Annotated in this window: 22 protein-coding genes; 9 read left to right on the plus strand and 13 right to left on the minus strand. The window is 42.7% G+C overall.

Going from position 1 to position 26,786, the window contains the following annotated elements:
- Nucleotides 1-23: 23 nt before the first annotated feature.
- The 6 genes from XDD1_RS11275 to XDD1_RS20220 form a co-directional block, all read right to left on the minus strand.
- The gene (locus tag XDD1_RS11275; RefSeq protein ID WP_167541632.1) at nt 24-932 is read right to left on the minus strand and encodes a hypothetical protein; all 909 of its coding nucleotides are present in this window, start codon (nt 930-932) and stop codon (nt 24-26) included.
- Complete coding sequence (locus XDD1_RS11280; protein WP_045971218.1) at nt 904-1,704, minus strand: hypothetical protein; 801 nt, start codon at nt 1,702-1,704, stop codon at nt 904-906. Before XDD1_RS11280 ends, XDD1_RS11275 begins: the two co-directional genes overlap by 29 nt.
- 375 nt (nt 1,705-2,079) lie before the next feature.
- Nucleotides 2,080-2,616: an IS630 family transposase gene (locus XDD1_RS11285; RefSeq protein WP_084720900.1), complete on the minus strand. Its 537-nt coding sequence runs from the start codon at nt 2,614-2,616 to the stop codon at nt 2,080-2,082.
- Complete coding sequence (locus XDD1_RS11290; protein WP_045968011.1) at nt 2,610-3,083, minus strand: helix-turn-helix domain-containing protein; 474 nt, start codon at nt 3,081-3,083, stop codon at nt 2,610-2,612. Before XDD1_RS11290 ends, XDD1_RS11285 begins: the two co-directional genes overlap by 7 nt.
- Before the next feature lie 58 nt (nt 3,084-3,141).
- Nucleotides 3,142-4,524 (minus strand): AMP-binding protein, encoded by a 1,383-nt coding sequence (locus XDD1_RS11295; protein ID WP_045971220.1) that lies wholly within the window; start codon nt 4,522-4,524, stop codon nt 3,142-3,144.
- A gap of 91 nt (nt 4,525-4,615) precedes the next feature.
- A complete protein-coding gene (locus XDD1_RS20220) occupies nt 4,616-4,741 on the minus strand; it encodes a hypothetical protein (RefSeq protein ID WP_269450514.1) in 126 nt (41 codons plus the stop codon).
- A gap of 513 nt (nt 4,742-5,254) precedes the next feature.
- Between XDD1_RS20220 and XDD1_RS11300 the strand changes: the two genes are divergently transcribed.
- Genes XDD1_RS11300 through baeR form a run of 5 tightly spaced genes read left to right on the plus strand, consistent with a single transcriptional unit; the run spans nt 5,255 to nt 14,917 of the window.
- Nucleotides 5,255-6,493, plus strand: a complete 1,239-nt coding sequence (locus XDD1_RS11300; RefSeq protein ID WP_045971221.1) for an MdtA/MuxA family multidrug efflux RND transporter periplasmic adaptor subunit — start codon at nt 5,255-5,257, stop codon at nt 6,491-6,493.
- Nucleotides 6,493-9,657 carry an MdtB/MuxB family multidrug efflux RND transporter permease subunit gene (locus XDD1_RS11305; protein WP_045971223.1) on the plus strand — a complete coding sequence of 1,055 codons (3,165 nt, stop codon included), beginning with the start codon at nt 6,493-6,495 and terminating at the stop codon, nt 9,655-9,657. The genes XDD1_RS11300 and XDD1_RS11305 overlap by 1 nt, the downstream gene beginning before the upstream one ends.
- Nucleotides 9,654-12,764 carry a multidrug efflux RND transporter permease subunit MdtC gene (gene mdtC / locus XDD1_RS11310; protein ID WP_045971225.1) on the plus strand — a complete coding sequence of 1,037 codons (3,111 nt, stop codon included), beginning with the start codon at nt 9,654-9,656 and terminating at the stop codon, nt 12,762-12,764. The genes XDD1_RS11305 and mdtC overlap by 4 nt, the downstream gene beginning before the upstream one ends.
- A gap of 30 nt (nt 12,765-12,794) precedes the next feature.
- On the plus strand, nt 12,795-14,183 hold the full coding sequence (gene baeS, locus XDD1_RS11315) for an envelope stress sensor histidine kinase BaeS (RefSeq protein WP_197541028.1): 1,389 nt from the start codon (nt 12,795-12,797) through the stop codon (nt 14,181-14,183).
- 26 nt (nt 14,184-14,209) lie between these two features.
- A complete protein-coding gene (gene baeR / locus XDD1_RS11320; protein ID WP_045971228.1) occupies nt 14,210-14,917 on the plus strand; it encodes an envelope stress response regulator BaeR in 708 nt (235 codons plus the stop codon).
- 6 nt (nt 14,918-14,923) lie between these two features.
- Here the strand turns inward: baeR and XDD1_RS11325 are convergent, their stop codons facing one another.
- A complete protein-coding gene (locus XDD1_RS11325) occupies nt 14,924-16,078 on the minus strand; it encodes an MFS transporter (protein WP_045971230.1) in 1,155 nt (384 codons plus the stop codon).
- Between the two features lie 256 nt (nt 16,079-16,334).
- Here XDD1_RS11325 and XDD1_RS11330 point away from each other — a divergent pair, with 256 nt between their 5' ends.
- From XDD1_RS11330 to fbaB, 3 genes are all read left to right on the plus strand, one after another.
- Nucleotides 16,335-16,679, plus strand: coding sequence for a YegP family protein (locus XDD1_RS11330; RefSeq protein WP_045971232.1), 345 nt, complete (start codon nt 16,335-16,337; stop codon nt 16,677-16,679).
- A 161-nt stretch (nt 16,680-16,840) separates the two neighbouring features.
- Nucleotides 16,841-18,232, plus strand: a complete 1,392-nt coding sequence (gene trhP / locus XDD1_RS11335; protein WP_045971234.1) for a prephenate-dependent tRNA uridine(34) hydroxylase TrhP — start codon at nt 16,841-16,843, stop codon at nt 18,230-18,232.
- 611 nt (nt 18,233-18,843) lie between these two features.
- Nucleotides 18,844-19,893: a class I fructose-bisphosphate aldolase gene (gene fbaB, locus XDD1_RS11340; protein ID WP_045971236.1), complete on the plus strand. Its 1,050-nt coding sequence runs from the start codon at nt 18,844-18,846 to the stop codon at nt 19,891-19,893.
- A gap of 95 nt (nt 19,894-19,988) precedes the next feature.
- On the opposite strand, the gene thiD is transcribed toward fbaB, so the two are convergent.
- From thiD to mgrB, 4 genes are all read right to left on the minus strand, one after another.
- Nucleotides 19,989-20,786 carry a bifunctional hydroxymethylpyrimidine kinase/phosphomethylpyrimidine kinase gene (gene thiD, locus XDD1_RS11345; protein WP_045971238.1) on the minus strand — a complete coding sequence of 266 codons (798 nt, stop codon included), beginning with the start codon at nt 20,784-20,786 and terminating at the stop codon, nt 19,989-19,991.
- A 160-nt stretch (nt 20,787-20,946) separates the two neighbouring features.
- Nucleotides 20,947-21,156: a transcription antiterminator/RNA stability regulator CspE gene (cspE, locus tag XDD1_RS11350; protein WP_045971240.1), complete on the minus strand. Its 210-nt coding sequence runs from the start codon at nt 21,154-21,156 to the stop codon at nt 20,947-20,949.
- 713 nt (nt 21,157-21,869) lie between these two features.
- Complete coding sequence (locus XDD1_RS11355) at nt 21,870-23,243, minus strand: amino acid permease (RefSeq protein WP_045971242.1); 1,374 nt, start codon at nt 23,241-23,243, stop codon at nt 21,870-21,872.
- Between the two features lie 247 nt (nt 23,244-23,490).
- Nucleotides 23,491-23,646, minus strand: a complete 156-nt coding sequence (mgrB, locus tag XDD1_RS18905; RefSeq protein WP_071827268.1) for a PhoP/PhoQ regulator MgrB — start codon at nt 23,644-23,646, stop codon at nt 23,491-23,493.
- A gap of 95 nt (nt 23,647-23,741) precedes the next feature.
- On the opposite strand from mgrB, the gene XDD1_RS18910 reads away from it, so the two are divergent.
- A complete protein-coding gene (locus XDD1_RS18910; protein WP_071827308.1) occupies nt 23,742-24,128 on the plus strand; it encodes a helix-turn-helix domain-containing protein in 387 nt (128 codons plus the stop codon).
- A gap of 119 nt (nt 24,129-24,247) precedes the next feature.
- Here the strand turns inward: XDD1_RS18910 and XDD1_RS11365 are convergent, their stop codons facing one another.
- Together XDD1_RS11365 and XDD1_RS11370 are read right to left on the minus strand one after the other, a co-directional pair.
- Entirely contained in the window at nt 24,248-25,078 is an 831-nt protein-coding gene (locus XDD1_RS11365; protein WP_197541030.1) for an N-acetylmuramoyl-L-alanine amidase, read from the minus strand.
- A gap of 170 nt (nt 25,079-25,248) precedes the next feature.
- Nucleotides 25,249-26,703 carry an alanine/glycine:cation symporter family protein gene (locus XDD1_RS11370; protein WP_045971247.1) on the minus strand — a complete coding sequence of 485 codons (1,455 nt, stop codon included), beginning with the start codon at nt 26,701-26,703 and terminating at the stop codon, nt 25,249-25,251.
- Nucleotides 26,704-26,786: the final 83 nt, after the last annotated feature.

Consider the following 26,786-nt stretch of genomic DNA (forward strand, 5'->3'; position numbering starts at 1 on the left):
TTAACTCCTTTTTCTATTTTGTTTTAATGTATGTTTGAAAACCATCTAATCACACCAAGTGACTCTAACTTATTAAATATCAAGTCTATTTTCAAACAATTCTCATCTGATAACTCTGATGGAAATATTTCATTACAAATTTCTTTATAAGTTGTTCGATAATCACATTCTTTGATTAACTTTATCAATAGTGAACTTACCTTTATAGTTCTGACTTTCTGGTCATGCCAAGAGATATAAGTTAAAATATTATTTTTCTCATTTTTTAAAATTTTTTCATACGATAATTCTATGTCTACATCATCATTTTTTCTAAGTTTTGCTATCAGCATTACTATATCAAAATCATAAGTATGATAAACTGGATTTGTCATTACTACAGGATAATTACAATCTCTTTTAGAACCTGATATTGATGATAAATTATATCTACTTTCTTTAGCGTTATTTAATACTTCAAGAATACTAGTTTCATAACGAATAACTTCAGAAACGAAAAATTCATTATCGGAATAAAATAACGAATCTTTATTAGTGATATATTTGATAAAATCCAATGCATATAAGTAAGCATCATTCCATCTATGATTAGATAATGTATTACGAAAGTCAATCCACTTTATGTTAAACATTTCCTCCTCCATTATTTTTGTTGACAAAGGAAAAAATAAAAGCACACGCTTATATAGTCTTTTATCTAAAATTTCACTTAATACTCTAATTCTTTTTTTCTGAATTGTAACTAAATTGTAGATAACATCTTTAATTCCCTCAGGTATATTGAAATTAGGAATGTCAAATTTTTTGGTTTGCGTATAAAAATCCAATGATCGAGTGTTAGTAACCAAGTAACCAAGTAACCAATCAAATATTGAATCATTGCTTCCTTTTCTTTTATTTCCATCACGCTTCTCTCCCATATAATTTATCATTACCTTCTCTAATTTTAATTAGAATATCACCAGATAGAACAGACTCCAACTGAGATGAGTATTTTTCAGCTTTATTTACATTAAGCCTGATCATTTTTTTATAACATTTTAATTTAATTGGTGGTGAACCTAGGGTAAATATTTTCTCCAATATATCAAATTGAAGATCTGAACTTAATTTATCGGAAATCAATAAACATGAAGTCAAATTACGCAAGGCTACAATTGAGTAATCAATATTATCACGGGGATCCCTTTTTCCTAACCATATAGTATCGCCATTTTTATCTGTTTTCAGGTCAGAATCACAGAAAACATGTAGAGTAACGCTATATTCAAATAAGTCGGGATTACCCAATGTATGGGTACATGGTGGTATTAAATAACCAGTCTGACCTTCACCAGCAATTAATTCTTTACTAACAGATATTTCTTCATTTATTTTTTCAAAAATTTTTATTTTTATCTTATTGTGCATAATCCCACTTACACTCCACGTATTATGTTGATGTGGTTGGTTTTCACTTTTAGGATTCCACAAAAAAATATTCATTCTCCATTTATTTTCGTAATTAATATAAAGTGGTTTGCTCTCATTAATATTTAAAATATTTTTAGTGTTTTCAATGAGCTCATTGACGCAATCGTACAAAAAAACCTCATCTACAATTGATATAGATACAAGATTTCTAATATTATTGATCATATCAGGAATATTTTGTACTGATGTAATTTCGTGGTTTATTTTTTTCACAAAATCAATAAATTTCATAATCTCCCCCTAAAAATACGATTGTATAACTAAAGCCATACAATTAAACTTCATTCATTATATATTATGAGATTCATTTACATAATAATTAATTTAACTAAACTCACACTTATTTTTGCTTATAATCTCAATCAATTGACAAATAAATTTTTAACAATCATATGAAAATTCAGTTAGAGTTTTGCTCCCTAAAATATTACGTTGTAATTTTCCTGAGCTGTTTCGCGGCAAAGCATCCATAAATTCAATTTGTTCTAGATGCTTATGTGGAAAGTCAGCCCATCTATTTTTTACTGAATTGAAAATTCTTTCTTCTAAGGAAGAGGATATAATTACTTTATTCTTACATACAACACATGCTTTTAATATAAGTACTCAAGAGAAATTAATTGCAAATTGGTTACCATAACCGCCCAATAACGTATTTAATTCATTCTCCATTGTCTCCTGAGTCCAAGTGATAAAACGTCGCCAATGGTATTTGGCTTGTTTCCAGACGATTTCAATCAAATTCAGCTCTGGGCTGTAGGCGGGAAGGTAGAATAAAAACAGGTTGTGTTCTCGTAACCAGCTATTTCTGATTTTTTCTTCAATCCCGTGATGGATACGCGCATTATCCAACACTAAAAATGTCAGGCGGTTGTCCCCTTGTTGGGCGAGCTGCTCTAAAAAATCAATCACGTCATCTCGCGTGATACTGCCTGACGTTGTCTGGTAAAACAGCGTGTTATCCGTGTAATTTAACGCCCCCAGAACTGACCGCCTGTCATGCTCTTGAGGCTCAGTTTCATGGGGCTTACCCCGTGGACTCCATCCATATTGCACCGGAGGAGATGCGGCAAAACCCGCCTCATCAAAATAGACCAAACGGTAATGGCCTAACTGTGCTCCAGCCTTAATTTTATTCAGCAAGGCGGATTTGTTAGCAAACTCCGTTTCGTTGCGCTTTTTTTAAGCGATAGACGGGTGCGTTTATAGGTGAGCCCCTGCTTTTTCAGGGTATTTGCCAGCGTTTCAAGCGTACAAGGCAGGGGCCCATGCTTTGCCTCAACGCACTGGGCTATCCGTGCGAGAGTTAGGGACTCTGCACAGGCAGCTTCGACCGCAGTGGCAATCATTTCAGGCGTCATAGCGAGATACCGGCCTCCAGCATGACCGCCTAATAATCCCGCTATCCCTGAATTGTGCCACATGTGAACCCAATTATAGATAACCCGGAGACTGCATCCTATTTCAGCGGTGATCTGGGACGGCTTGCTCCCTCTGGCAAGCATGAGCAAACCCGTTCCTCGCGTACGGATATCCCGGTGGGGATGATTCAAAGCGAGTTGTTGCAATGTTATTCGTTCAGGCTCAGAAAGTATTATCTTCGATTTCATAAGGACAGGCAGAAAATCAGGTTATCGTGTTATCGATTGTAACAGTAATGCAGATAGTTTATCTGATTAACTTAATTACATTGTTTTTATTCGTTTCTCCAATAACTGCACACTCTAAAACCTCATCATTTTTTAATATCTCATTTTCTATCTCATAAGGAGATATCCATTCACCACAACCTTTCTTAATCATATCATCTGCTCGACCAAAATAGGTAAAATAATCATTGTAAACACTAAACATGTCATTACTAATATGCCAGCCACCATTAAAAGATTGTTTACTCCTCTCTGCATCATTTAAATATTCACAAGCAACACTTGGACCACGGATGCAAAGCCTACCAACGCCTCCTTCATTAACTTCATTTCCCTTTTCATCAATTATTTTAATCTGAAAACCACTTAAGCATTTACCTGCTGTCTGCGGTTTTATATCTTCTTGAGTATTAGATAGAAAGATATGGCCTACCTCTGTAGAACCAAAACCATCTAAAAGTGGACTTCCTATTTCTTTACTCCACTTTTCTAAAAGAATAGGTGATAAAACCTCTCCAGCAGAAGTAGATATACGCAAAGATGTTAGCTTGTTTTTCCTCTTATCACTAAGTAATTCAGATATCATCCTTGGTGTTCCAAGAAATATCGTTGGTTTTAAACCTTCACTTAATTCCATAATTTTTTTGCATGTTGTTTTTTCTCTAAAAATAATACACGACGCACCATATATGAAACTAAATAGTAATACCCCACCTAATGCATAACCAAAAGTTAGTTTAGGAACTGCTAGTACTCTATCAGTTGAATTCATATGTAAAACATTTTCAGAAAAAGCATAAGCACAGTGCAAAATATCTCTATGACGCCTAGGTATTACTTTAGTTTTTCCTGTCGTACCCGAACTAAGTAAAGCATATGCATAGTTATCAGCACTTGTATAACTGTTCAAGAAATCTTTCGATTGGTTTTCTATTGCTATTTCTAAACTAGATGGATTTAAATGGAAATCTCCAGTGAAAATAGTTCTAATGCCATTAGTTATTTTTAGAGATAATTCTCTATTCTTTTCTATTTCATGGTCAATGATTAATACCTCTGCATTTGTTTTTTTCACTATCTCGTTTAGCTCTACCAATTCGCTAAGAGGATTACTTAATATAGCCATAGCATTACATGCGATAACGGCAAAGAAATTTATTACGAATGCAGGTGTATCAGGAATAGCTAATATAACTCTAGTTTTATTCTTGATGCCTATTGACTTAAAATAGTTTGATGTTTTTGAAATTTTTTCTGATAGTTCTTGGTAAGTAAAAATTTTTCCATTATATGATATAGCTACATTATCCCCCCTACCCTCTCTAATATTACGAAACACAAGAAAGTCAGTTAAGTTCAAATAATCATTTTTCAATGATTCTTTTAAATAGATACTTTTCATAAAGGAAAAACACTCCCTTAATTATTAAATTTAATAATCTTGATATACAAACGACAGAGGGTAACATAGTTATTACCCTCTATTAATTATATTAAGAGCAGCTTAAGCAGGCTAATCCAGCTTCCTCAATTTGTTCTAATACTTCAACTAATTCTATGGATTCAATCTCGCTAATAGCTTGATTTTGCACATCTTGAATATCAGTTTTTCCGTTCATATGTACCTCTTAAAATCTAATTCTTCAACATTGGCTGATTAATTAAAAATTACATAGATGAAATGATTCTAATATAGAAATTTCACCTTAATCCAACCTAAACCGCTAATGATTTGTTGTCAATGTAATCAAATGACTCGTTAACAATTAGTTTAATTTAAGTTAAATTAATGTTTCTATATGGTAAATAAAATTATATTTAATATCATTATATTACATTGTAATGGTCATCTTGATTAGATGAGACAGGGTAAGAAAGGTGAGAATGCCGTGGGCGCTGCCCCCACAGTCTTTCGAGAAATTTCGCGCCCTGAGTTTTTGCGTCGGCGCAACGCCTTAAACTTTCGACTGACCCAGCGCCCCGGGAACATTATCTTTTTGACATAACCTCCATATTTTCTTCATTATTGACGAATTCCTGTTGGTTACACTAATAATGTACTCTTGCGTCTAATATAGAATAAGATGCCGCATGATTGGTTACCGCCACAATATTAAGAGAATGTCGAGCACATGAATAACAAAAGCCGTTCCTCCTTTTTCCGACTCGCTGCGGTGTTAGCCGTGATCGTCGTGGCCGTTTTCTTTGCGTGGAAATACTTCAACGCGCCTTCATCAACAGGTGGTTCTCAAGATGCAAAAGCAAAACAGGAGCTGCCTAATCCCAATCAACCCCCCGTGCAGGTAGCGACGGCTGAAATCAAATCTGTTCCCCATTATTTAGGCGGATTAGGAACGGTGCAGGCGGCAAATACGGTGACTGTCACGAGCCAAGTGGAAGGCCAGTTAATCGCCCTGCATTTTAATGAAGGCCAATATGTCAAAAAAGGGGATTTGCTGGCAGAAATCGCCCCCCGTCCCCTGAAGGTCAAACTGGCACGAGCGCAAGGGCAATATGCCAAAGATCAGGCAACCTTGGCGAATGCGAAACAGGATTTGCTCCGCTTTCAGCAATTGGCGAAAAGTCAACTGATCTCCCGGCAAGATTTGGATAAACAAGTCTCGTTGGTTCGCCAAAGTGAAGCCAGTTTAACCGCCGATCAATCAGATATCGACGAAGCCAAACTGCAATTGGCATACAGCCGCATCACGGCACCCATTTCCGGTCGTGTCGGATTGAAACGCATTGATGTCGGTAACTATATCTCCGGTGGCGGTGCAACGCCGATTGTGGTCATTACGCAGGTCGATCCGATTGATGTCCTGTTTTCCCTGCCTGAAAACGATATCAGCACCGTGTTAAAGGCGCAAAAAGATCACGAAAATGTGGCTGTTATTGCGTGGGATCGCAATAATCAACAGCAATTAGCCCAAGGAAAACTCTCCAGTATCGATAACCAGATTGATGTGACAACCGGCACCATCAAGATGAAAGCACAATTCAATAATCAAGATAATGGGTTGTTTCCCAATCAATTCGTCAATATCCAGATAAAAGTCAATACCTTGAGCAATGCCATTGTGATTCCCGTTGCAGGGTTACAAATGGGCAATAGCGGTAATTTCGTCTGGAAAGTGGATAAAGAAGACAAGGTCAGCAAGCATAAAGTGATTGCGGGTTTGCAAAATAATCAATCGGTGGTGATCAATAGTGGCCTGTCAGCCGGTGAACGGATTGTTACTGATGGCATTGACGGCCTGACCGAAGGTGCCAAAGTCGAGATTGTCAAACCCTTGACCCTTGAAGCACTTGATGCGGATAAAGAACAGAAAAATTCAGGGCAAGCAAACGGTCAAGTGGAGAAAGCCTAATGCAATCTGATGCGCCAATAACAGGCGGAGGGCCATCCCGCCTGTTTATCTTACGTCCGGTTGCCACGACGCTGTTTATGATTGCGATCTTGCTGGCTGGGATCATTGGTTACCGGATGCTGCCGGTTTCTGCCTTGCCGCAAGTGGATTACCCCACTATCCAAGTGGTCACACTGTATCCCGGTGCCAATCCCGATGTGATGACATCCGCGGTTACCGCACCGCTGGAGCGTCAGTTTGGTCAGATGTCCGGCCTAAAGCAGATGTCTTCCCGAAGTTCCGGTGGGGCTTCGGTTATCACATTGGTATTCCAGCTCTCATTGCCGCTGGATGTGGCAGAGCAGGATGTGCAGGCGGCGATCAATTCAGCCAGTAATTTACTGCCTGATGATCTGCCTTATCCGCCGATTTACAGCAAAGTCAATCCGGCTGATCCCCCGATATTGACGCTGGCTGTCACCTCTGATGCCGTGGCGATGACTCAGGTGCAAGATATGGTGGAAACCCGCGTAGCCCAGCGTATTTCTCAAGTCAGTGGTGTCGGTTTGGTCACCTTGGCGGGCGGGCAACGCCCCGCTGTCCGGGTGAAATTGAATGCACAAGCCGTCGCAGCGCAAGGATTAGACAGCAATGTGATCCGTTCTGCCATCATGAAAGCCAATGTGAATTCGGCAAAAGGCAGCTTTGACGGGCCGACGCGCTCCATCACCATCTCTTCCAACGATCAAATGAAGTCTATCGACGATTACCGCAATTTAATCGTCGCTTATAAAAACAGTGCTCCGGTTCGCCTGCGTGATGTCGCGACCATTGAACAGGGCGTGGAAAATAGCAAATTGGGCGCATGGGCCAATGAAAAGCCGGCTATCGTCATTAATGTTCAGCGCCAGCCCGGCGCGAATGTGATTGAGACGACGGATAATATCCGTGCTATGCTGCCAGAATTGATCAGCAGCCTGCCCAAGTCCGTCAAGGTGGACATTCTGACAGACCGTACCGTCTCGATCCGCCATTCAGTCGCAGATGTGCAGTTTGAACTGTTGCTGGCGATTGCGCTGGTCGTCATGGTGATTTACCTGTTTTTACGCAATGTCACGGCCACCTTGATCCCCAGTATTGCCGTACCACTTTCGCTGGTAGGCACCTTTGCCGTGATGTACTTTTGCGGCTTTTCCGTCAATAACCTCACCTTAATGGCCTTAACCATCGCAACCGGCTTTGTGGTGGATGATGCGATTGTGGTGATAGAAAATATTTCCCGCTATATTGAACGGGGAGAAAAACCGCTGGCAGCGGCGCTAAAAGGGGCGGGAGAAATTGGCTTTACGATTATCTCCCTGACGTTCTCACTCATTGCCGTCCTGATCCCGCTGCTGTTTATGGGCGATATCGTCGGCCGGCTGTTCCGGGAATTCGCCATTACCCTGGCTGTCGCCATTTTAATTTCTGCCGTGGTGTCATTGACACTGACACCAATGATGTGTGCAAGGATGCTGAAATCTGAAGCGAATATTAAGCACAATCGCTTCGAACAGGCCTGTGAACGTTTCTTTGAACGTCTGATTGCCGTCTATGCCGTCTTCCTGAAACGGGTATTGAATCACCCTTGGATGACACTTGGCGTTGCACTCGGTACGCTGGCGCTGACTGCCCTGCTCTATGTCATGATCCCCAAGGGATTCTTCCCCTTGCAGGACAACGGCTTGATTCAGGGTACACTGGAAGCCCCCCAATCCATTTCATTTAATGCCATGGCAGATAAACAGCGGCAAGTCACAGCGCTGTTATTAAACGATCCGGCGGTGGACAATATCACGACCTTTATCGGTGTCGATGGCAGCAATCCAACCCTGAATAATGCGCGCCTGCAAATCACGTTGAAGCCCCTCAGTCAGCGGGACGCTCGTATTGATGAGGTGATCCCACGCCTACAGGCACGTATTGCCAAAGTCCCTGACGTCAAATTATACCTGCAACCGACACAGGATTTGACCATTGATACCCAAGTATCGCGCACGCAATACCAGTTTACCTTGCAAGCCACTTCGCTCGATGAGCTGGCAGTCTGGGTACCCAAGTTGCAACATGCCCTGCAACAACGGCCGGAATTGGTGGATATCGGTAACAACTGGCAAAATCAGGGGCTGGTGGCTTACCTCAACGTGAACCGAGATATGGCCAGCCGCTTCGGGATCTCGATGGACGCCGTGGATAATGCGTTGTATAACGCTTTTGGCCAACGTCTGATTTCGACGATTTACACGCAATCCAATCAGTATCGCGTTATTCTTGAGCAAGATACGCAAAATTCACCGGGGCTGGCAGCGATAAACCATCTTTATCTAACGGGTAATGATGGAAAAATGGTGCCCCTTAATGCCATTGCCACCGTCGAACAGCGGCTGGGGAATTTGTCTATCGATCACCTGCAACAATTTCCTTCTGCCACTTTCTCATTCAATGTGGCGAAAGATTCGTCCCTTGAACAAGCCGTCAATGCGGTCAAGGAGGCAAAACAGGCGATCAAAATGCCAAAAGACATTATCACGCAATTTCAGGGAGCAACACTCGCGTTCCAGGATGCGCTCAGTAATACTCTTTGGCTGATTTTGGCGGCTGTCGTCGCCATGTATATCGTGCTCGGCATCCTGTACGAAAGTTTTATTCACCCTGTCACCATCTTGTCCACCTTGCCGACGGCGGGTGTCGGTGCCTTGTTGGCGTTGATTGTCGGTGGATATGAGCTGGATATTATCGCCATTATTGGGATTATTCTTCTGATCGGCATTGTGAAGAAAAACGCCATCATGATGATTGATTTTGCGCTGGCCGCAGAGCGGGAAAAAGGCATGTCCCCTTATGAAGCCATTTATCAAGCCTGTCTGTTGCGTTTCAGGCCGATATTGATGACAACAATGGCAGCGCTGCTGGGGGCACTGCCACTGATGCTGAGTACCGGTATCGGTGCAGAACTGCGTCGCCCTTTAGGTGTCAGCATGGTAGGGGGGCTTATCATGAGCCAGATCCTGACTTTGTTCACAACACCCGTGATTTATCTGCTATTTGATCAGTTAGCGCATTATTACCGGAATCACAGAAATAATAAGCAAGACCAGCGAATCAGGCTTGATAAGGCCTCAGATAACCCTCAGGAGCCGCTGTGAAATTCTTCGCCCTCTTTATCCAGCGGCCGGTTGCCACAACATTGCTGAGTTTAGCCATTACCCTGTGTGGTGCGCTCAGTTTTATCTTGCTGCCTGTAGCGCCGCTGCCACAGGTTGATTTTCCCGTGATAACGGTTCACGCAGCCATGCCCGGCGCATCACCAGAAACGATGGCGTCTTCCGTGACGACACCGCTGGAACGCGCATTAGGCCGGATAGCCGGGGTCAAAGAGATGGCTTCTACCAGCTCGCTGGGCACCTCTTATATTTATTTGGAATTTGATCTCGATCGGGATATCAATGGCGCAGCACGGGATGTCCAAGCCGCCATCAATGCCAGCCAAAGTTTGTTGCCTTCCGGTATGCCAAGCAAACCGGGATATCATAAAGCGAATCTGTCAGACGCCCCGATCATGATCCTGACGCTTACCTCAGACAATTATAGTGAGGGTCAACTGTATGATCTGGCTTCCACCCGGCTGGCGCAAAAAATTTCTCAGATAGAAGGCGTCAGTAAGGTCAGTGTCGGCGGGAGTTCATTACCGGCAATACGCCTTGAACTCAACCCTAATGCCCTCTTCAACCAAGGCGTTTCTCTCAACGATGTCAGTAATGCTATCAGGAATGCTAATCTCCGGTTTCCAACAGGTTATGTTGATTCCGATAAACAGAGCTGGCAGCTACACACTAATGACGAACTGAAAACACCTGACGATTACCGCTCCGTTATTGTCCGTTATAATCATGGAGCACCGGTCAGGTTGCAGGATATCGCCAATGTTAAGCACTCTATCGAGGATACTCGCGCAGCCGGCATGTCTGGAAATAAATCGGCGATTGTGCTGATTATCCGCCGTGAAGCGGGTGCCAATATTATCGCAACCGTTCAACGCATTCGTGATCAATTTCCTGCCTTGCAAGCCTCCTTGCCGGCCAATATTCAGCTAAAGGTGGCCCAAGATCGTTCACCGGCCATTCACGCTTCCCTGCAAGAAGTCAAGCGGGCACTCGCCATTGCCGTCGCGCTGGTGATTCTGGTCGTGTTCCTGTTTTTGCATTCTGGCCGGGCGACATTGATTCCGGCCATTGCGGTTCCGGTATCACTGATTGGTACGTTTACCGCCATGTACTTATGCGGTTTCAGTCTGAATAACCTTTCTTTGATGGCATTAACCATTGCCACCGGATTTGTTGTTGATGATGCCATTGTGGTACTGGAGAATATTTCCCGCCATCTGAATGCCGGGTTAAAGCCCATGCAGGCCGCCCTCAAAGGCACCAGGGAAGTGGGATTCACGGTGTTAGCCATGAGCTTATCCCTCGTTGCGGTATTTATTCCCCTCGTCTTGATCGATGAATTACTCGGCAGATTATTCCGGGATTTTGCTGTCACACTGGCAACCGCCATCGGGATCTCCCTGTTCATTTCACTTACCTTGACCCCGATGATGTGCGCGCATCTGCTGAAATCCTCCCCCCAACATGCACAAAAGCAGACACGGGGATTCGGCAAGGTATTGTTGCGCATTCAGCAAAGCTATGCCCGTTCATTGCAATGGGTGCTCAAGCATACTCGCTGGGTATTGTTGATATTGGTAGGCGTTATCGCCCTGAATATCTGGCTCTATATCAGCATTCCGAAAACGTTTTTCCCACAACAAGATACCGGGAAAATGCTGGGGTTTGTGGTGGCGGATCAAAGCATTTCATTTCAGGCCATGCGGGGAAAAATGAAACGCTTTATGCAGGCGGTTGATGATGATCCCACCGTGGATAATGTCGTGGGTTTTACCGGTGGTGACAGCATCAATACCGGCTTTATGTTTATTTCACTGAAACCCTTGAAAGAACGTAGCGAAAGTATCCAGCAAGTGATCACCCGCTTAAGAAGCCAGCTACCCAAGGAAGCAGGCGCACGGTTATATTTAGTGCCAGTTCAGGATCTAGGAAGCGGAGGACGGGGAGGCAAATCGATTTATCAATTTAACTTACTGTCCGATGATTTTGGTGAACTGCGTAAATGGAGTCCTGTTGTCAAGAAAGCATTGCAAAGGTTGCCTCAGTTGGTGGATGTCAATGCCGATGATGACGAAGAGGCGAAAGGCGCTGAAATCGCGATTACCTATGATCGTGATGTGATGGCGCGTTTAGGTATCAATGTTGCCGAGGCAAATAATTTGCTCAATAGCGCCTTTGGGCAAAGACAGGTTTCCACCATTTATACCCCTTTGAATCAATATAAGGTGGTGATGGAAGTTGAACCGCAATACAACCAAGATCCCAGTGCGCTGGAGAAAATGTTTGTCATTAATAGCAAAGGCGAACGTATTCCCCTCTCCTACTTTGCCCATTGGTATCCGGCCAATGCCCCCTTGGACGTTTATCACCAAGGGCTGTCGGCATCTTCCACCATCGCCTTTGATGTGGCACCGGGTTATACGCTGTCTGATGCCATCAGTGCAATAGAAAGGACAATAACAGAACTGGGCGTTCCGTCAGCGGTACGCAGCTCGTTTGCAGGCACTGCACAGGATTTTCAGGAGAGCGAACGCTCCCAGTTACTGGTGATCCTTGCCGCCATCGTCACGGTTTATCTGGTGCTTGGTGTACTTTATGAGAGTTATATTCACCCCCTGACTATTCTTTCTACCCTGCCTTCTGCGGGAGTCGGTGCTTTGCTGGCGCTGGAACTGTTCAATACCCCATTTAGCCTTATCGCCATGATTGGGATTATGCTGTTAGTTGGCATTGTCAAGAAAAACGCCATTATCATGGTCGATTTTGCCCTTGAAGCGCAACGCAATGGTAAGCTCAGTGCCCAGGAAGCGATTTTTCAGGCCAGTTTATTGCGATTCCGTCCGATCATGATGACAACGCTTTCTGCGCTGTTTGGGGCTTTACCTTTGGTACTGAGCAATGGTGATGGTGCCGAATTACGTTTACCGCTGGGGATCACGATCGTTGGTGGTCTGGTGGTAAGCCAACTTCTCACTCTGTATACCACGCCGGTTGTGTATCTGTTTTTTGACCGATTGCGTGAAAAATGGCGCCTTCGTCATGCAAAGCGCACTGCAACACAGTCTCAGATAGTTGATTCAGATTGCTGACTCGGTAACTGAAGTAGAATGAAATTCAGGATAAAAATGGGCATCAGCAGTAAACTTTTTCTGGCAATTTTTGCCACTTGTATGCTGGTATTGGTTACCATGCACTGGGGCATTTACCTCAGCTTTCAACACGGTTTTATTGGCTATATCAAGCAAAATAGTCAAACTCGAGCTGATATGCTGGCAGAAGCCTTGACAGAACAATACCAGCAATACGGCAATTGGCATTTTCTGACCCAAAATGATCGGGCGATATTTCAAATTATCCGCACGATTGAACAGGGTGACAATTCCCAGCAACAAAGCAAATCTCATGGTTGGCGCCCCCAATTTTGGATTGTGGACGCTCGCATGAACCGTTTGGTCGGGCATTCGAATGATATTCCGGCGGAAAGTTATCGCAGGCCAGTCACCTATGACAATAATATTGTCGGCTGGGTCATTGTCAGCGCATCAGACAAGATTACCCGTCAGGCTGATATTAGTTTCGCCCATCAGCAACAATTTACCAGTTGGGCTATTGTCGGTTTTTCAACTTTATTGGCACTGATTGCCACTTTTCTTCTCTCCCGTGGTCTGTTAAGACCGGTTAAACGGCTGGTAGAAGGGACACATAAACTCGCAGCAGGTGATTTTAGTGTCCGTGTCGTTCCATCCAGTAAAGATGAAATCGGTAAATTGGCGTCAGATTTTAACCAACTTGCCAGTACGCTGGAAAAAAATGAACAGATGCGCCGTAATTATATGGCTGATATCTCCCATGAACTGCGTACCCCACTTTCTGTTCTGCGTGGTGAACTGGAAGCCTTGCAAGATGGTGTACGGGAACTAACACCAGAAACTATTCCTTCTTTGCTCACCGAAGTGGCTATCTTAACAAAGCTGGTAGACGATCTGCATTTATTATCCCTGTCTAATCGTGGTTCACTGACTTATAGAAAAGAGCCGGTTAATGTCAATGAATTACTGCAAATCTCCATAGCGAATTATCATGGCCGTTTTTCGGATAAACAAATCAGGTTGGTATTGAATTTAAAAGACAACGTAACACTGTTTGCCGATCCCAATCGACTCACGCAGCTATTTCACAATTTACTGGAAAATAGCCTGCTTTACACGAATGAGCATGGAAAGGTGATTATTCATGGATATTCAGATCAACAAAAATGGGTATTGGATGTACAAGACAGCGCCCCCGGACTGACGGCTGAACAATATCAGCATGTTTTTGAACGTTTTTATCGCTGCGAATCTTCCCGTAACCGTGCAAGCGGAGGTTCAGGGCTTGGGCTGGCAATTTGCTATAACATCGTTGAAGCCCATAATGGCATCATTCACGCAGAAAGCTCACCTTTAGGTGGTATTAAAATTCGCGTAGAATTACCATTGATTAAATTATCTGAACTTGAAACACGCTAAACTTGGAACACCATACCCGGAACACCATGAGCACACCGCTGACACAATATACTGTTCTAATCGTTGAAGATGAACCCAAGTTGGGGCAACTGTTGGTTGATTATCTGCAATCCGCGGATTACCAAACTCAATGGCTCAAACGAGGTGATGAAGTCATCGCCCATGTGCAAAAATACCAACCCCATCTTATCTTGCTTGATCTGATGTTACCCGGCCTTGATGGGTTGTCGATCTGTCGGGAAATCCGTCAGTTTTCCGATATCCCGGTTGTGATGATGACAGCAAAAACGGAAGAAATTGATCGGCTACTCGGCCTGGAAATCGGGGCTGACGATTATATCTGCAAGCCTTATAGCCCACGGGAAATGGTCGCCAGAGTAAAAACCATCTTACGCCGTTGCTACCGCCCGAAAGATATTATCAGTGTGCAGGGTGCACTGACTATTGATGAAAACCACTTTCAGGCGCGTTATTGTGAGCAGGTGCTTGAACTCACTCCGGTTGAGTTCCGTCTGCTGAAAATTATGTCCAGCCAGCCGGGGCGGGTTTTTTCCCGCGATCAGTTATTGAATAACCTTTATGACGATCACCGTATTGTGAATGATCGTACTATTGACAGCCACATTAAAAACTTGCGCCGTAAACTGGAGCAATTGGATGGCGATAAATCGTTTATCCGCTCCATTTACGGATTGGGCTATCGTTGGGAAGCCGAAATCTGCCGTTTAATGTGACAATATTCAGCGCCGCTGGTTTTTTTGCAGACCTGAAATAACCGCTAATAACAATGCCATTAAGGCTAATAATCCTCCCGCCAGATTAAGGGTTGCGTAGCCATAATGAGATGCGATAATCACACCACCCAGCCATGCCCCTACTGCATTGCCCAAATTAAAGAAGCCGATATTGACAGAAGAAACCAGATTAGGTGCACCGGCTTCCTGAGCTTTATCCATGACCAGCCGCTGAATTGGCGATACCGTGGCAAAACCCAATGCCGCCATTAGAAATATACTCAAACAGGCAATGAATGGATTATTGCCATAAAGCCAGAAAATAAACAGAATTAAGGCTTGTAGCCCTAAAGTCCAATACAACAATGGCATCATTGCCTTATCTGCAAGTTTTCCACCCACAATATTGCCAAAGAAAAACCCTAGCCCCAAAACCAGAAGGAGCCAGGTAATTGCGCTCTCAGAGAATCCGGCAACATTCACCATCAATGGCGCAATATAGGTAATCGTCGTAAAAAATGCAGCGGGGCCTAAGACAGTGATCCCCATCGCCAAAAGCACATGGATATTGGTGAAAGCTAGCAATTCTTTTTTAATACTGACCGGGGCTTTCTGATCGAATTTAGGTAATAACTTTAAAATTCCAACTAAGGCGATAATGCCAATCACCGTAATGATGGCAAAAGTGACACGCCAGGAAATGGCCTTCCCTATCCAGGTTCCAAGCGGTATGCCGACCAAATTAGCCAGTGTCATTCCACTAAACATTAATGCGATAGCGGTCGTTTTTTTATTTTCTGGTGCCAACTCAGCAGCAATAATTGCACCGATCCCCATAAATGCCCCGTGGGTCAGGGAAGCCACAATTCGGCCAATAATGGCCAGATAAAATGTCGGGGAAAAAGTCGTCAGTGCATTTCCGATGATAAATAATACCATCAACATGGAAAGCATCTTTTTCCTTTCTATCCGCCCCCCCAAAATTATTAGAACAGGTGCTCCAACAAATACACCAAGGGCATAACTGGTTACCATATAACCCGCGGTTGGTATTGAAATACTAAATTCGGTTGCGATTTCAGGAAGTAAACCCGCGACAATAAATTCAGTCGTCGCGATCCCAAATGTCGCTATGGCTAGAGCCAAAATAGCTACAGGCATGGAAAACTCCTAATAAGAAGTTGAATTAATCAGGTTATGATTGTAACGATGTGTATTTATCCCTGAGACAGAGACTGTAATATATTCGTGCCGCCACCAATTTGGAAGTCGTTGTCAATTAATCGGCAAAAACAAAATAATCATTGTGCTCTATAAAAACAGAGAGGCAGAAGATAATTTTTTTCATCAAATCCCTTGACTGTACAAAATTAAGGCTAAACTTAAGCTGATAATTACCCAATCAGGAGAATTTCTTATGGCTACTGGGCATTATGATCTTAAGAAAACAAAGAACGGGCAATTTTATTTCAATCTGGTGACAACAAGTGGTGACATTATTCTGAACAGTGAAATGTATACCACCAAAGCGGCTGCCAATAAGGGTATTCACTCTGTGCGAGTCAATTCTCCCGACAAGGCTCGCCATGAAGTGAGAAAAAATAAATCAGGCAAACCCTATTTTGTCCTGAAAGCCCGAAATCATCAGATTATTGCTATCAGTGAAGCCCACACTAATGAAGCAAGCATGAAGAAATGTATGCAGTCTGTCATGAAAATCGGGCCGACAGAAAAAGTCCGTGATCTGACCAAACAGAATTGACAGACACAATGAATAACGCGCGCCGCCTGGCGCGCTTTTTTTATATTTGTGCTAATGATGGTATAAGCGCTAAAATCCCCCTCCTTTAAACCTTACCCTTAGTAATGATAATGAAGACCGGGTAAGGGCTGACTTGAACTCAGACCGAGAACGTTAAGAATATGTTTACTCCAGAATTACTTTCCCCTGCCGGCTCCTTGAAAAACATGCGTTACGCATTCGCTTATGGCGCTGATGCCATCTATGCCGGACAACCCCGTTATAGCCTGCGTGTTCGCAATAATGAATTCAACCATGAGACATTGGCTCAGGGCATTAAGGAAGCGCACGAATTAGGTAAGCATTTTTATGTGGTGGTCAATATCGCACCCCATAATGCCAAGCTGAAAACGTTTATCCGGGACTTAAAACCCGTTGTGGAAATGGGGCCTGATGCCTTGATTATGTCTGATCCGGGCTTGATTATGCTGGTGCGTCAAGCCTTTCCTGAAATCGATATTCATCTTTCAGTTCAAGCCAATGCAGTTAACTGGGCCACAGTCAAATTCTGGAAACAAATGGGGTTGACGCGCGTTATTCTTTCCCGCGAACTTTCGCTGGAGGAAATTGCTGAAATCCGCCAGCATGTGCCCGATATGGAGCTTGAGGTTTTTGTGCATGGCGCACTGTGTATGGCTTATTCTGGTCGCTGCCTATTATCGGGTTATATCAACAAGCGCGATCCTAACCAAGGCACCTGCACCAATGCCTGTCGCTGGGAATACAATGTGCAGGAAGGCAAGGAAGATAATGTCGGCAATATCGTCCATAGGCACGATCCTATTCCGGTCAAAACTATTCCAAAAACTATTCCAGTCAAAAACATCGAGCCAACACTGGGTCAAGGGGCACCCACGGACAAGGTTTTCATGATAGAAGAAGCCAAGCGCCCCGGCGAATATATGTCTGCGTTTGAAGATGAACATGGCACTTATATCATGAACTCCAAAGACTTACGCGCCATTGAACATGTAGAAAAATTAACCCAGTTGGGCGTTCACTCTCTGAAAATCGAAGGCCGTACCAAATCTTTCTACTATTGCGCCCGCACCGCTCAGGTATATCGCCGTGCTATCGATGATGCCGTTGCCGGAAAACCGTTCGACCCAACCTTGATGACCACATTGGAAGGTCTGGCGCACCGTGGCTACACAGAAGGTTTTCTGCGCCGCCATACCCATGATGCCTATCAAACTTACGAATACGGTTATTCAGTGTCAGACACTCAGCAATTTGTTGGCGAGTTTACCGGCAAGCGAGTCAATGGCTTGGCAGAGGTGGCCGTGAAGAATAAATTTCTTGTCGGGGATCAGTTGGAACTGATGACACCATCAGGCAATATTCACTTTACGTTAGAATCTATGACCAATAAAAAAGGCCAGGTCGTGGAAGTTGCACCGGGTGACGGGCATATCGTTTATCTTCCTATTCCTGAAGAAATCAAGCTGGATTATGCTTTACTTGTTCGAAACTTAAAAAGTGGCAACACCAGGGCACCCCATCCGCAAGAATGACAAGCGAAATAATTCGAAATAGAGTTTTAAAGAAATTGATCTATTTTTTTAGAAACAGATCACATCAATGCTAATTTATTTCTCGTATTATCAGCACTGAAAAATAAAGAACTAAAAAAGTTTTACTGTAAGACTAGGAACCACCTCCTTGGCTAGCTCAATCTCCCTTGGGCTAGCCTTTTCTTTATATATCAATAAAGAAAAAATCAATAAATTCAATACATTAAAAGAATACTTCGCCCGAAAAAGTCATTAAATTAATTTATGCTTTTACATTTAAATTGAATATTTATTAATCTATTATTAGTAACATTATTTATAATAATCAAGAAAATCATCTTCCCATAAATATCGTTAGAATTTATTCAGCTTAATGAAGGAAATTTTTAGAAAAAATAATCTAAATTATCCCGTTGCAAAATGATCTCAATATTTATTTATCCTCACACCAGATAAGTATTATTTCACTTTATTGTTAGGCAGCATGGTTAAATTTTAGCAATATTTGTATTAACTGAAGCGATCCACTGCTGTTTCCCTCGCGACTTACCTTGTGATCAGTTCAAATATAAACAACAATCAGTAGCGCCTTTTGCAAACTGGAGCTAATCATGACTGATATCGTTAAGTTGTTAGGAAAAGACGCAGAGCGTTTATTGCAACATCAGTGCAATACCATTCCACGTGAAAATCTCTATCTCCCAGGTACAGATTTTGTCGATAGAGTAATGCTCGACAATAACCGTCCCAATACGGTTCTTCGTTCCATGCAAACCTTATTGAACCACGGTCGTCTGGCTGGCACAGGTTATCTGTCCATTTTGCCGGTAGATCAGGGTGTTGAACATTCTGCCAGCGCTTCTTTTGCTGCCAATCCTCTCTATTTTGATCCCAAAAATATCGTTGAACTGGCAATTGAGGCAGGCTGTAATTGTGTTGCTTCAACTTACGGGGTACTGGCGTCGGTTTCTCGCCGTTATGCGCATAAGATCCCATTTCTGGTCAAACTTAATCACAATGAGACGTTGACTTATCCCGCTGAATATGATCAAACATTGTATGCCAGTGTCGAGCAAGCATTTAACATGGGTGCCGTTGCAGTAGGGGCAACAATCTATTACGGCTCTGCTGAGTCCCGCCGTCAAATAGAGGAAATTTCAGCCGCTTTCGAACGGGCTCACGAATTAGGTATGGTTACCGTACTATGGGCTTATCTGCGCAACTCAGCGTTCAAGAAAGACGGGGTGGATTACCATACCAGCGCTGATTTAACCGGTCAGGCAAATCATCTGGCAGCCACAATCGGTGCCGATATCGTGAAACAAAAAATGGCAGAAACAAATGGTGGTTATACGGCTATTGGATTCGGGCACACAGATAAACGCGTTTACAGCGATTTAACGACTGAACATCCGATTGATCTCGTTCGCTATCAACTTGCTAACTGTTATATGGGACGTGCCGGATTAATCAATTCAGGTGGCGCTTCCGGAAATAATGACTTAAGTGATTCTGTTCGCACTGCTGTCATCAATAAACGTGCCGGAGGGATGGGATTGATCCTTGGCCGTAAGGCGTTCAAGAAATCGATGAAAGATGGCATTGAGTTAATCCACTCTGTACAGGATGTTTATCTCGACAAGAAAGTTACCATCGCCTAATCAAGTCGCTTGGCTCACTGCTTTCAAAGATGGGGATCTCAGCATCCCCATTATTTAAGCGCTATCTCATTCAGGAATGATCTTATTTTGGTACATCACCACCATTGATGAAAATGGTGGACTGGCCCAATGCCATGACCGACTTCCAAACTATCTGCCTGCGTCAAAGCATGTTGTAAATAGGTTTTTGCAACCGGCAGAGTACTTTGCCAGTCAGAATAACGTGGACGCAATGCGGCGAGTGCTGCGGACAAAGTACAACCCGTTCCGTGGGTATGCCGTGTATTCACTCTGGGGGCAGTAAAACGCCATTCCCCTTCCAAGGTAAAGAGCCAATCCGGGCTTTCCTCATTATTCAAATGTCCGCCTTTCAATAAAACCGCCTGACATCCCATTGAAAGCAATGCGTGCCCCTGCTGCAACATGGCATCTTCGCTGGTCGCAAGATCACATTTCAGTATGGCTGCCGCTTCCGGTAAATTGGGGGTGATCAAAGAGACTATCGGCAGTAATTGTTCTACCATTGTGGTAATGGCCTCCGGTGATAACAGGGGATCACCGCTTTTCGCCATCATGACCGTATCCAATACAATGTGGGGGATAGGATAACGCTGCAATGATTCTGCTATCACAGCAATATTCGCCGCATTCGACAACATGCCAATTTTAGCGCTGTCTATCCTGACATCTGCAAGCACTGATTCCAATTGAGCAGCAACAAAAAGCGGATCAAGGTCATAAACCGATTGCACGCCCTGGGTATTTTGCGCAACCAACGCGGTGATGACTGTGGTTCCGTAAGCACCTAGTGCAGAAAAGGTTTTTAAATCGGCCTGGATGCCAGCACCACCGCTAGGATCGGTTCCCGCGATAGTCAGTGAGTTAATTCTCATTATGGTGATCCCTACCACCAGATAAAAGTCAAAATAAAAATCACCCTATTAGTATCCTAATAGAGTGATATTTGCAATAGGTTATCGTCAGATAATAAAACTAAGCTGACGATAGATATATTTAGCCAGTAATCAAATACCAGCCAAATTAAATTTATTACTATAAAGTTGTGACGTTTGCAGCAGCAGGACCTTTAGGGCCATCCTGAATTTCAAACTCAACTTGTTGGCCTTCAGACAATGTTTTAAACCCATCTTTTACAATTGCAGAAAAATGTACAAATACATCTTTGCTACCATCGGTTGGAGTAATAAAACCAAAACCTTTAGACTCGTTGAACCACTTCACAGTACCAGTGATTTTTGCCATTTCAAAAATTTCCTTTGAATCACTTTATTAGCCTATTGGCACAAAAATAAACAAACCAGTATTAGTTGCTGTTATTTATTAACAGAACAGTACTTCGTTTACCCATGTGTTTTATCACATACTCTTTATATAATCGCAAGCCATTTTTTTCAGGTGCTGGAGCCAACGCACATATTTTCAATTCTTAATCTCTATCCCGATTTGAAATTACTCAATATCCTTTAAGTTACATAACTATTTGAATCAATGTAGAAAGAAAATTGACCCCAAAGAAATTTCTTTGATAAATTTAATATATAATGCTGTTTTTATATCTGTTATGGTGTAAACCAGAGAGTTTTCGTTATGAAAAATTCATCTTAGATAACTATAAAAATTTCGGCTAACGCCATCTATTCTTTTTTTGAATATATAATATCATCGTTTTACATGTAATCAGATTACTTTTTGTTTATCATTTATTAAATATTATTCAATTATAATATTTATGAGATGATTTTTTATTATTCCCCAGATGATCATTCCATACGATAAACTGATTTCATCAAGTAAATAATATGCCAAAATTGTCGGACACTTCCTGACTCCTCACACTAACAGGTATAACAAAATATAAAACTATCAATTCTTGTATACGAATAGGATGTCGTGAGAACAAATAATAGTCAGTCGGGCATCATACCCGACTGAAAAAATCTGAAATGGATTAACAGTTAGCTGACTTGTCTTTTGGCTTTCTTTGATTGAGCAATCAAGTAGCCAACCCACAAGATACCAATCCAAAGTGGCATCAAGATAACCGAAATACGAATGGGTGGCATCATGAGAATAATGATGAGAATGAACGCCAAAAATGCCAAACACAAGTAGTTTCCAAATGGATACCACAGTGCCTGAAATTTTGTTTTGACACCTTGTTTATCTTTAGCTGCACGGAATTTTAAATGAGCACAACAAATCATAATCCAGTTGATGACCAGAGTTGTTACCACCAATGCCATCAACAACTCAAATGCTTTACCGGGCATAACATAGTTAACCAATACACCAATCGATGTGGCCAGCGCCGATAAACCAATAGACAAGACAGGCACATTACGTTTGTTAACCTTGGTGAGCGCATAAGGTGCATTACCTTGTTTAGCCAAACCATATAACATCCGGCTATTACAATACACACCACTGTTATAAACAGATAATGCCGCCGTGAGTACCACCACATTCAGGATATTTGCCACCCAGAAGCTATCCAGATCATGGAAGATCAAAACAAAGGGGCTGCCACCTTCAACCACTTTCATCCACGGATACAACGACAGCAAGATAGTCAGTGAACCGATATAAAATAGCAAGATTCGATAAACAACCTGATTAGTTGCTTTTGGGATATTTTTCTCAGGATTTTCCGCTTCTGCTGCGGTAATACCCACCATTTCCAAGCCACCAAATGAAAACATGATCACGGCCAACGCCATAATCAAGCCAGAAAACCCATTTGGCATAAAGCCGCCCTGCTGCCATAAGTTAGTGATACTTGCCTGTGGGCCACCATTACCACTAATCAGCAAATAGCACCCAAAGATAATCATCCCGACAATAGCACTGACTTTAATGATAGAAAACCAGAATTCGGTTTCACCATATAACCGGACATTAATGAGATTAACGAGATTGATCAGTACAAAGAATACGGCGGCAGAAACCCATGTTGGCACGTCCGGCCACCAATATTGGATATACATACCAACCGCCGTTAACTCTGCCATGCCAACCAAAATAAACATGGCCCAGTAATTCCAGCCTGATAGAAAACCGGCAAAATTTCCCCAATATTTATAAGCAAAGTGGCTAAACGAGCCAGCTACTGGCTCCTCAACCACCATTTCTCCCAGTTGGCGCATAATTAAAAATGCAATAAACCCACCAATTGCATACCCAAGGAGTACTGAAGGTCCTGCCATTTGAATGGTTTGGGCAATGCCCAAAAATAACCCTGTTCCTACTGCACCGCCGAGAGCAATAAGCTGAATATGCCTGTTTTTTAAACCACGCTTAAGCGTAGGTTGTTGTTCTTGTTGTTCTGCCATCTAGTCCTCTTTTTACGATGCTTAGAACCCGTCTCATTAAAAGCTGTTTTATTTGTACAAAATTTGTCGAGTTTAAATTTCCTCAACATAATTCCCTCAACATAGAGTAGTGATTGAGCTATGTACTAATTTATGCAATATTGAGTTTGTTTATTCGTATCAGGTGGATATTAAAACATCATTTACAAAGAATGAATACTGCAAATGCATGTTAACACATGCAGGCAGAATAATGATTGAGTGAAGATCAAAAAGGTAAGTATCGGGTGATGGAACAAACACCTAATTCGAATACATCATTACCTTGCTCACAATGTACATCCAACGCTAACAAATACAAAAACAAACATATCAATATCGAGCACAGAATTAAAAGCACTTTTTTAGTATTCAACGAGATCACCTTAAGAGTATTTCATCTATCTATAATGATGGGTTTTGTCATCTTGAAAAGAAGTTGTGTATACTTCCCCAACCTTCAACCAATTTAAAATTGTAATGACACAAGATAACCACTTAGCACTTGTATGCGCACTGAGTAAATGGATAGAAAACCATCTTGGCCGTGTCATTCATCTTGAAGAGCTTGCTGCTTACTCTGGCTACTCGCTTTGGCACATGCAGAAAATATTCAAGGAAGTTACCGGCATATCCCTTGGGAAGTACATCCGCCAACGACGCTTGGCTGGCGCTGTTTTTCTGTTGAGAAACAGTTCGCTGCCTATTTTTGATATTGCCCTGGATTTCGGCTTTGGCTCTCAATCCCATTTCACCTATATGTTCCGTAAAGAGTACGGCATTACGCCTTATGATTTTCGCCAGAGTACAGATATTGAACTTGAGGTTAAACTTCCACTGCATCTAACTTATAACTGCGAATCATGAAGTTTGCCATCATCAGCGGCCATTCATCACGGCCGCCATGCCTCAACTTAATATTTATTTTCTTTTCTCAATAACGCCACTTTATTTCTATACTATTTCTACATATTAAGCATAAACCGTTATTGGTATTTTTCGACCAAGGCTAAAGCGATCGCTTCCGTTTCTGCATCGGGAATGCCGCTAATATCTGACGGGCGAAAATGCATCTGAAATGCTTGAATCGTTTTATGAGTAGCACTATCCAAAATTCCCGTTTGAGGAATACTATAACCATAAAGTGCCAGTGCTTTTTGAATTGACATCACTGAAGCAGGCATATTCGGTGCCCTGTCCGCTAAATATTTATTCACTGTGGCATGATCGGGCCAGGCCCCAATTCCCTGTTTATAAAGTTCACGCCACGGAAAAACCGGCCCAGGGTCTTCTTTTCTCAGTGGTGCGATATCACTATGACCTATAACATTCACAGCCTGAATGTTATGCCTGTGAATAATATCCTTTGCCAACCGGATCACGGCATTAATTTGTGATGGGTGGTATGAGCACCACTCTTTTTCGACAAACTTTTGCTCAAATCCGCAATTTACAATTTCAATGCCAATAGAATAACGGTTTAAACTTTGGTATCCATTCCACTCACTCTTCCCTGCATGCCATGCCCTTTCCTTTTCTGAAACTAATTGAAAAATAATCGGTTCTTTATCCTTATACCTCGGTTGGGAAGGAATAAGGTAGTGAGCATTAACACGGCCTCCCGTTAATACCCGGACAGATCTTTTATCATTTAGCGCGGTATAGTGAAGGACAAGAAACTTAATAGAGTCAATAGGTTGCTTAGTCGAGTAAGGATAGGAATGATCAACAATATAACCGCCTCTATCTTCTCGTTCAGGGGAATGAGAACAACCAATCAACAACGTGATAAATAGACAAATTATTAAACGTTTTATCATGATTGGTCAGCTATTTTACAGAAAGAGATAACATTGTGATGATTATATAGCAGATGAAACGAAAAGAGATATGGCGTTCTTTACTTATCAGTTTGTTTTTAAGCACAAATAAAAACCCGCTATTCGCGGAACGAACGAATAGCGGGTTTATAACGAGTTATTTTCTGTTACTGATGACTCTTCTCACCGTTAAATGGTGCATCATTATCCCAAATCCCTTTTTCAACTTGCTGTTGAATCTCTGGGTAGTCATTAATATTGAACGTCGGTAATTTTCCGGCCCTTCTCTGCTGGTTATAATCTTTCGCCAGCTTCATGGCGATACCGGACAACATCAGTATGGCAATCAGGTTAACAATAGCCATACATGCCATTGATAAATTTGCCATATTCCAGACCAGAGGCACATCGGCCAACGTACCAAACATCACCATACCCAGCGCAGCCAGGCGCAGAATAAATAAGCCGGCAGTGTGGTTACGCTCCAGGAATATCATATTGCTTTCAGCATAAGCGTAATTGGCAATAATCGAGGTAAAGGCAAAGAAGAAAATCGCAATAGCAACGAATATCGTTCCCCAATGCCCAACAACGGATGACAATGCTCGCTGAGTCAGTTCAATGCCGCTGATAGCCGTGACATTTTCGTTAAGGACACCGGAAGAAAGGATGATAACCGCCGTTGCACTACAGATAACGATGGTATCCATAAATACCCCCAACATCTGCACATAACCCTGAGAGGCGGGATGTGGTGGATATGGAGACGCTGACGCGGCCGCATTTGGCGCAGAACCCATCCCCGCTTCATTCGAGAACAACCCGCGTTGCACACCCTGAAGCATGGCCTGAGAGATGCTGTAGCCTAATGTTCCCGCTATCGCTTCCTGCACGCCAAAGGCGCTCTTGATCACCAATGCAAATACCGCGGGAAGACGTTCAATATTGTGACCAACGACCCAAAGTGCCAGTATGAAATAGGCAATCGCCATAAACGGTACAACGATTTCCGCGACTCTGGCGATGGAACGCAATCCACCAAAAATAATCACGCCACTGATAATGACTAATACAATACCGACATAAAGTGGTTTGATATTAAAGGCAAAAGCCGCCGCTTCCGCAATTGAGCTTGCCTGAACGGCATTAAATACAAGACCAAACGCGATAATCAGGAAGAATGAAAACAGAATTCCCATCCATCGCTTCTTCAGCCCTTTTTCCATATAGTAAGCCGGGCCACCGCGAAAATTTCCTTGATCGTCTTTCGTCTTGTACAACTGAGCAAGCGTGCTTTCCACAAAGGAAGTTGCCATACCAATAAAGGCCACTACCCACATCCAGAAAACGGCCCCTGGCCCACCGGCAGTAATTGCAATGGCAACCCCGGCTAAGTTACCGGTTCCTACACGAGCAGCAAGGCTGGTACATAAAGCCTGAAAAGATGAAATACCAGAGCTATCTGATTTATTACTATTTTTCAGAACGGAGAACATGTGGCCAAAATGGCGAAGTTGTATAAAACCAGAACGCAGTGTGAAGTAGAGACCCACCCCAAGAAGCAGGTATATGAGTGCGTAGTCCCAAAGAATGTGGTTAATGAAGTTAATCAGATCCGTCAAGATATTTTCCCCTTACTAATTAGCAAACATTAGCTGTCCGTAATGCCGTATTCGACGAAATTTTATTGAGTTTAATTCCTTTA

It is taken from the genome of Xenorhabdus doucetiae, from assembly GCF_000968195.1.
Classification (GTDB): domain Bacteria; phylum Pseudomonadota; class Gammaproteobacteria; order Enterobacterales; family Enterobacteriaceae; genus Xenorhabdus; species Xenorhabdus doucetiae.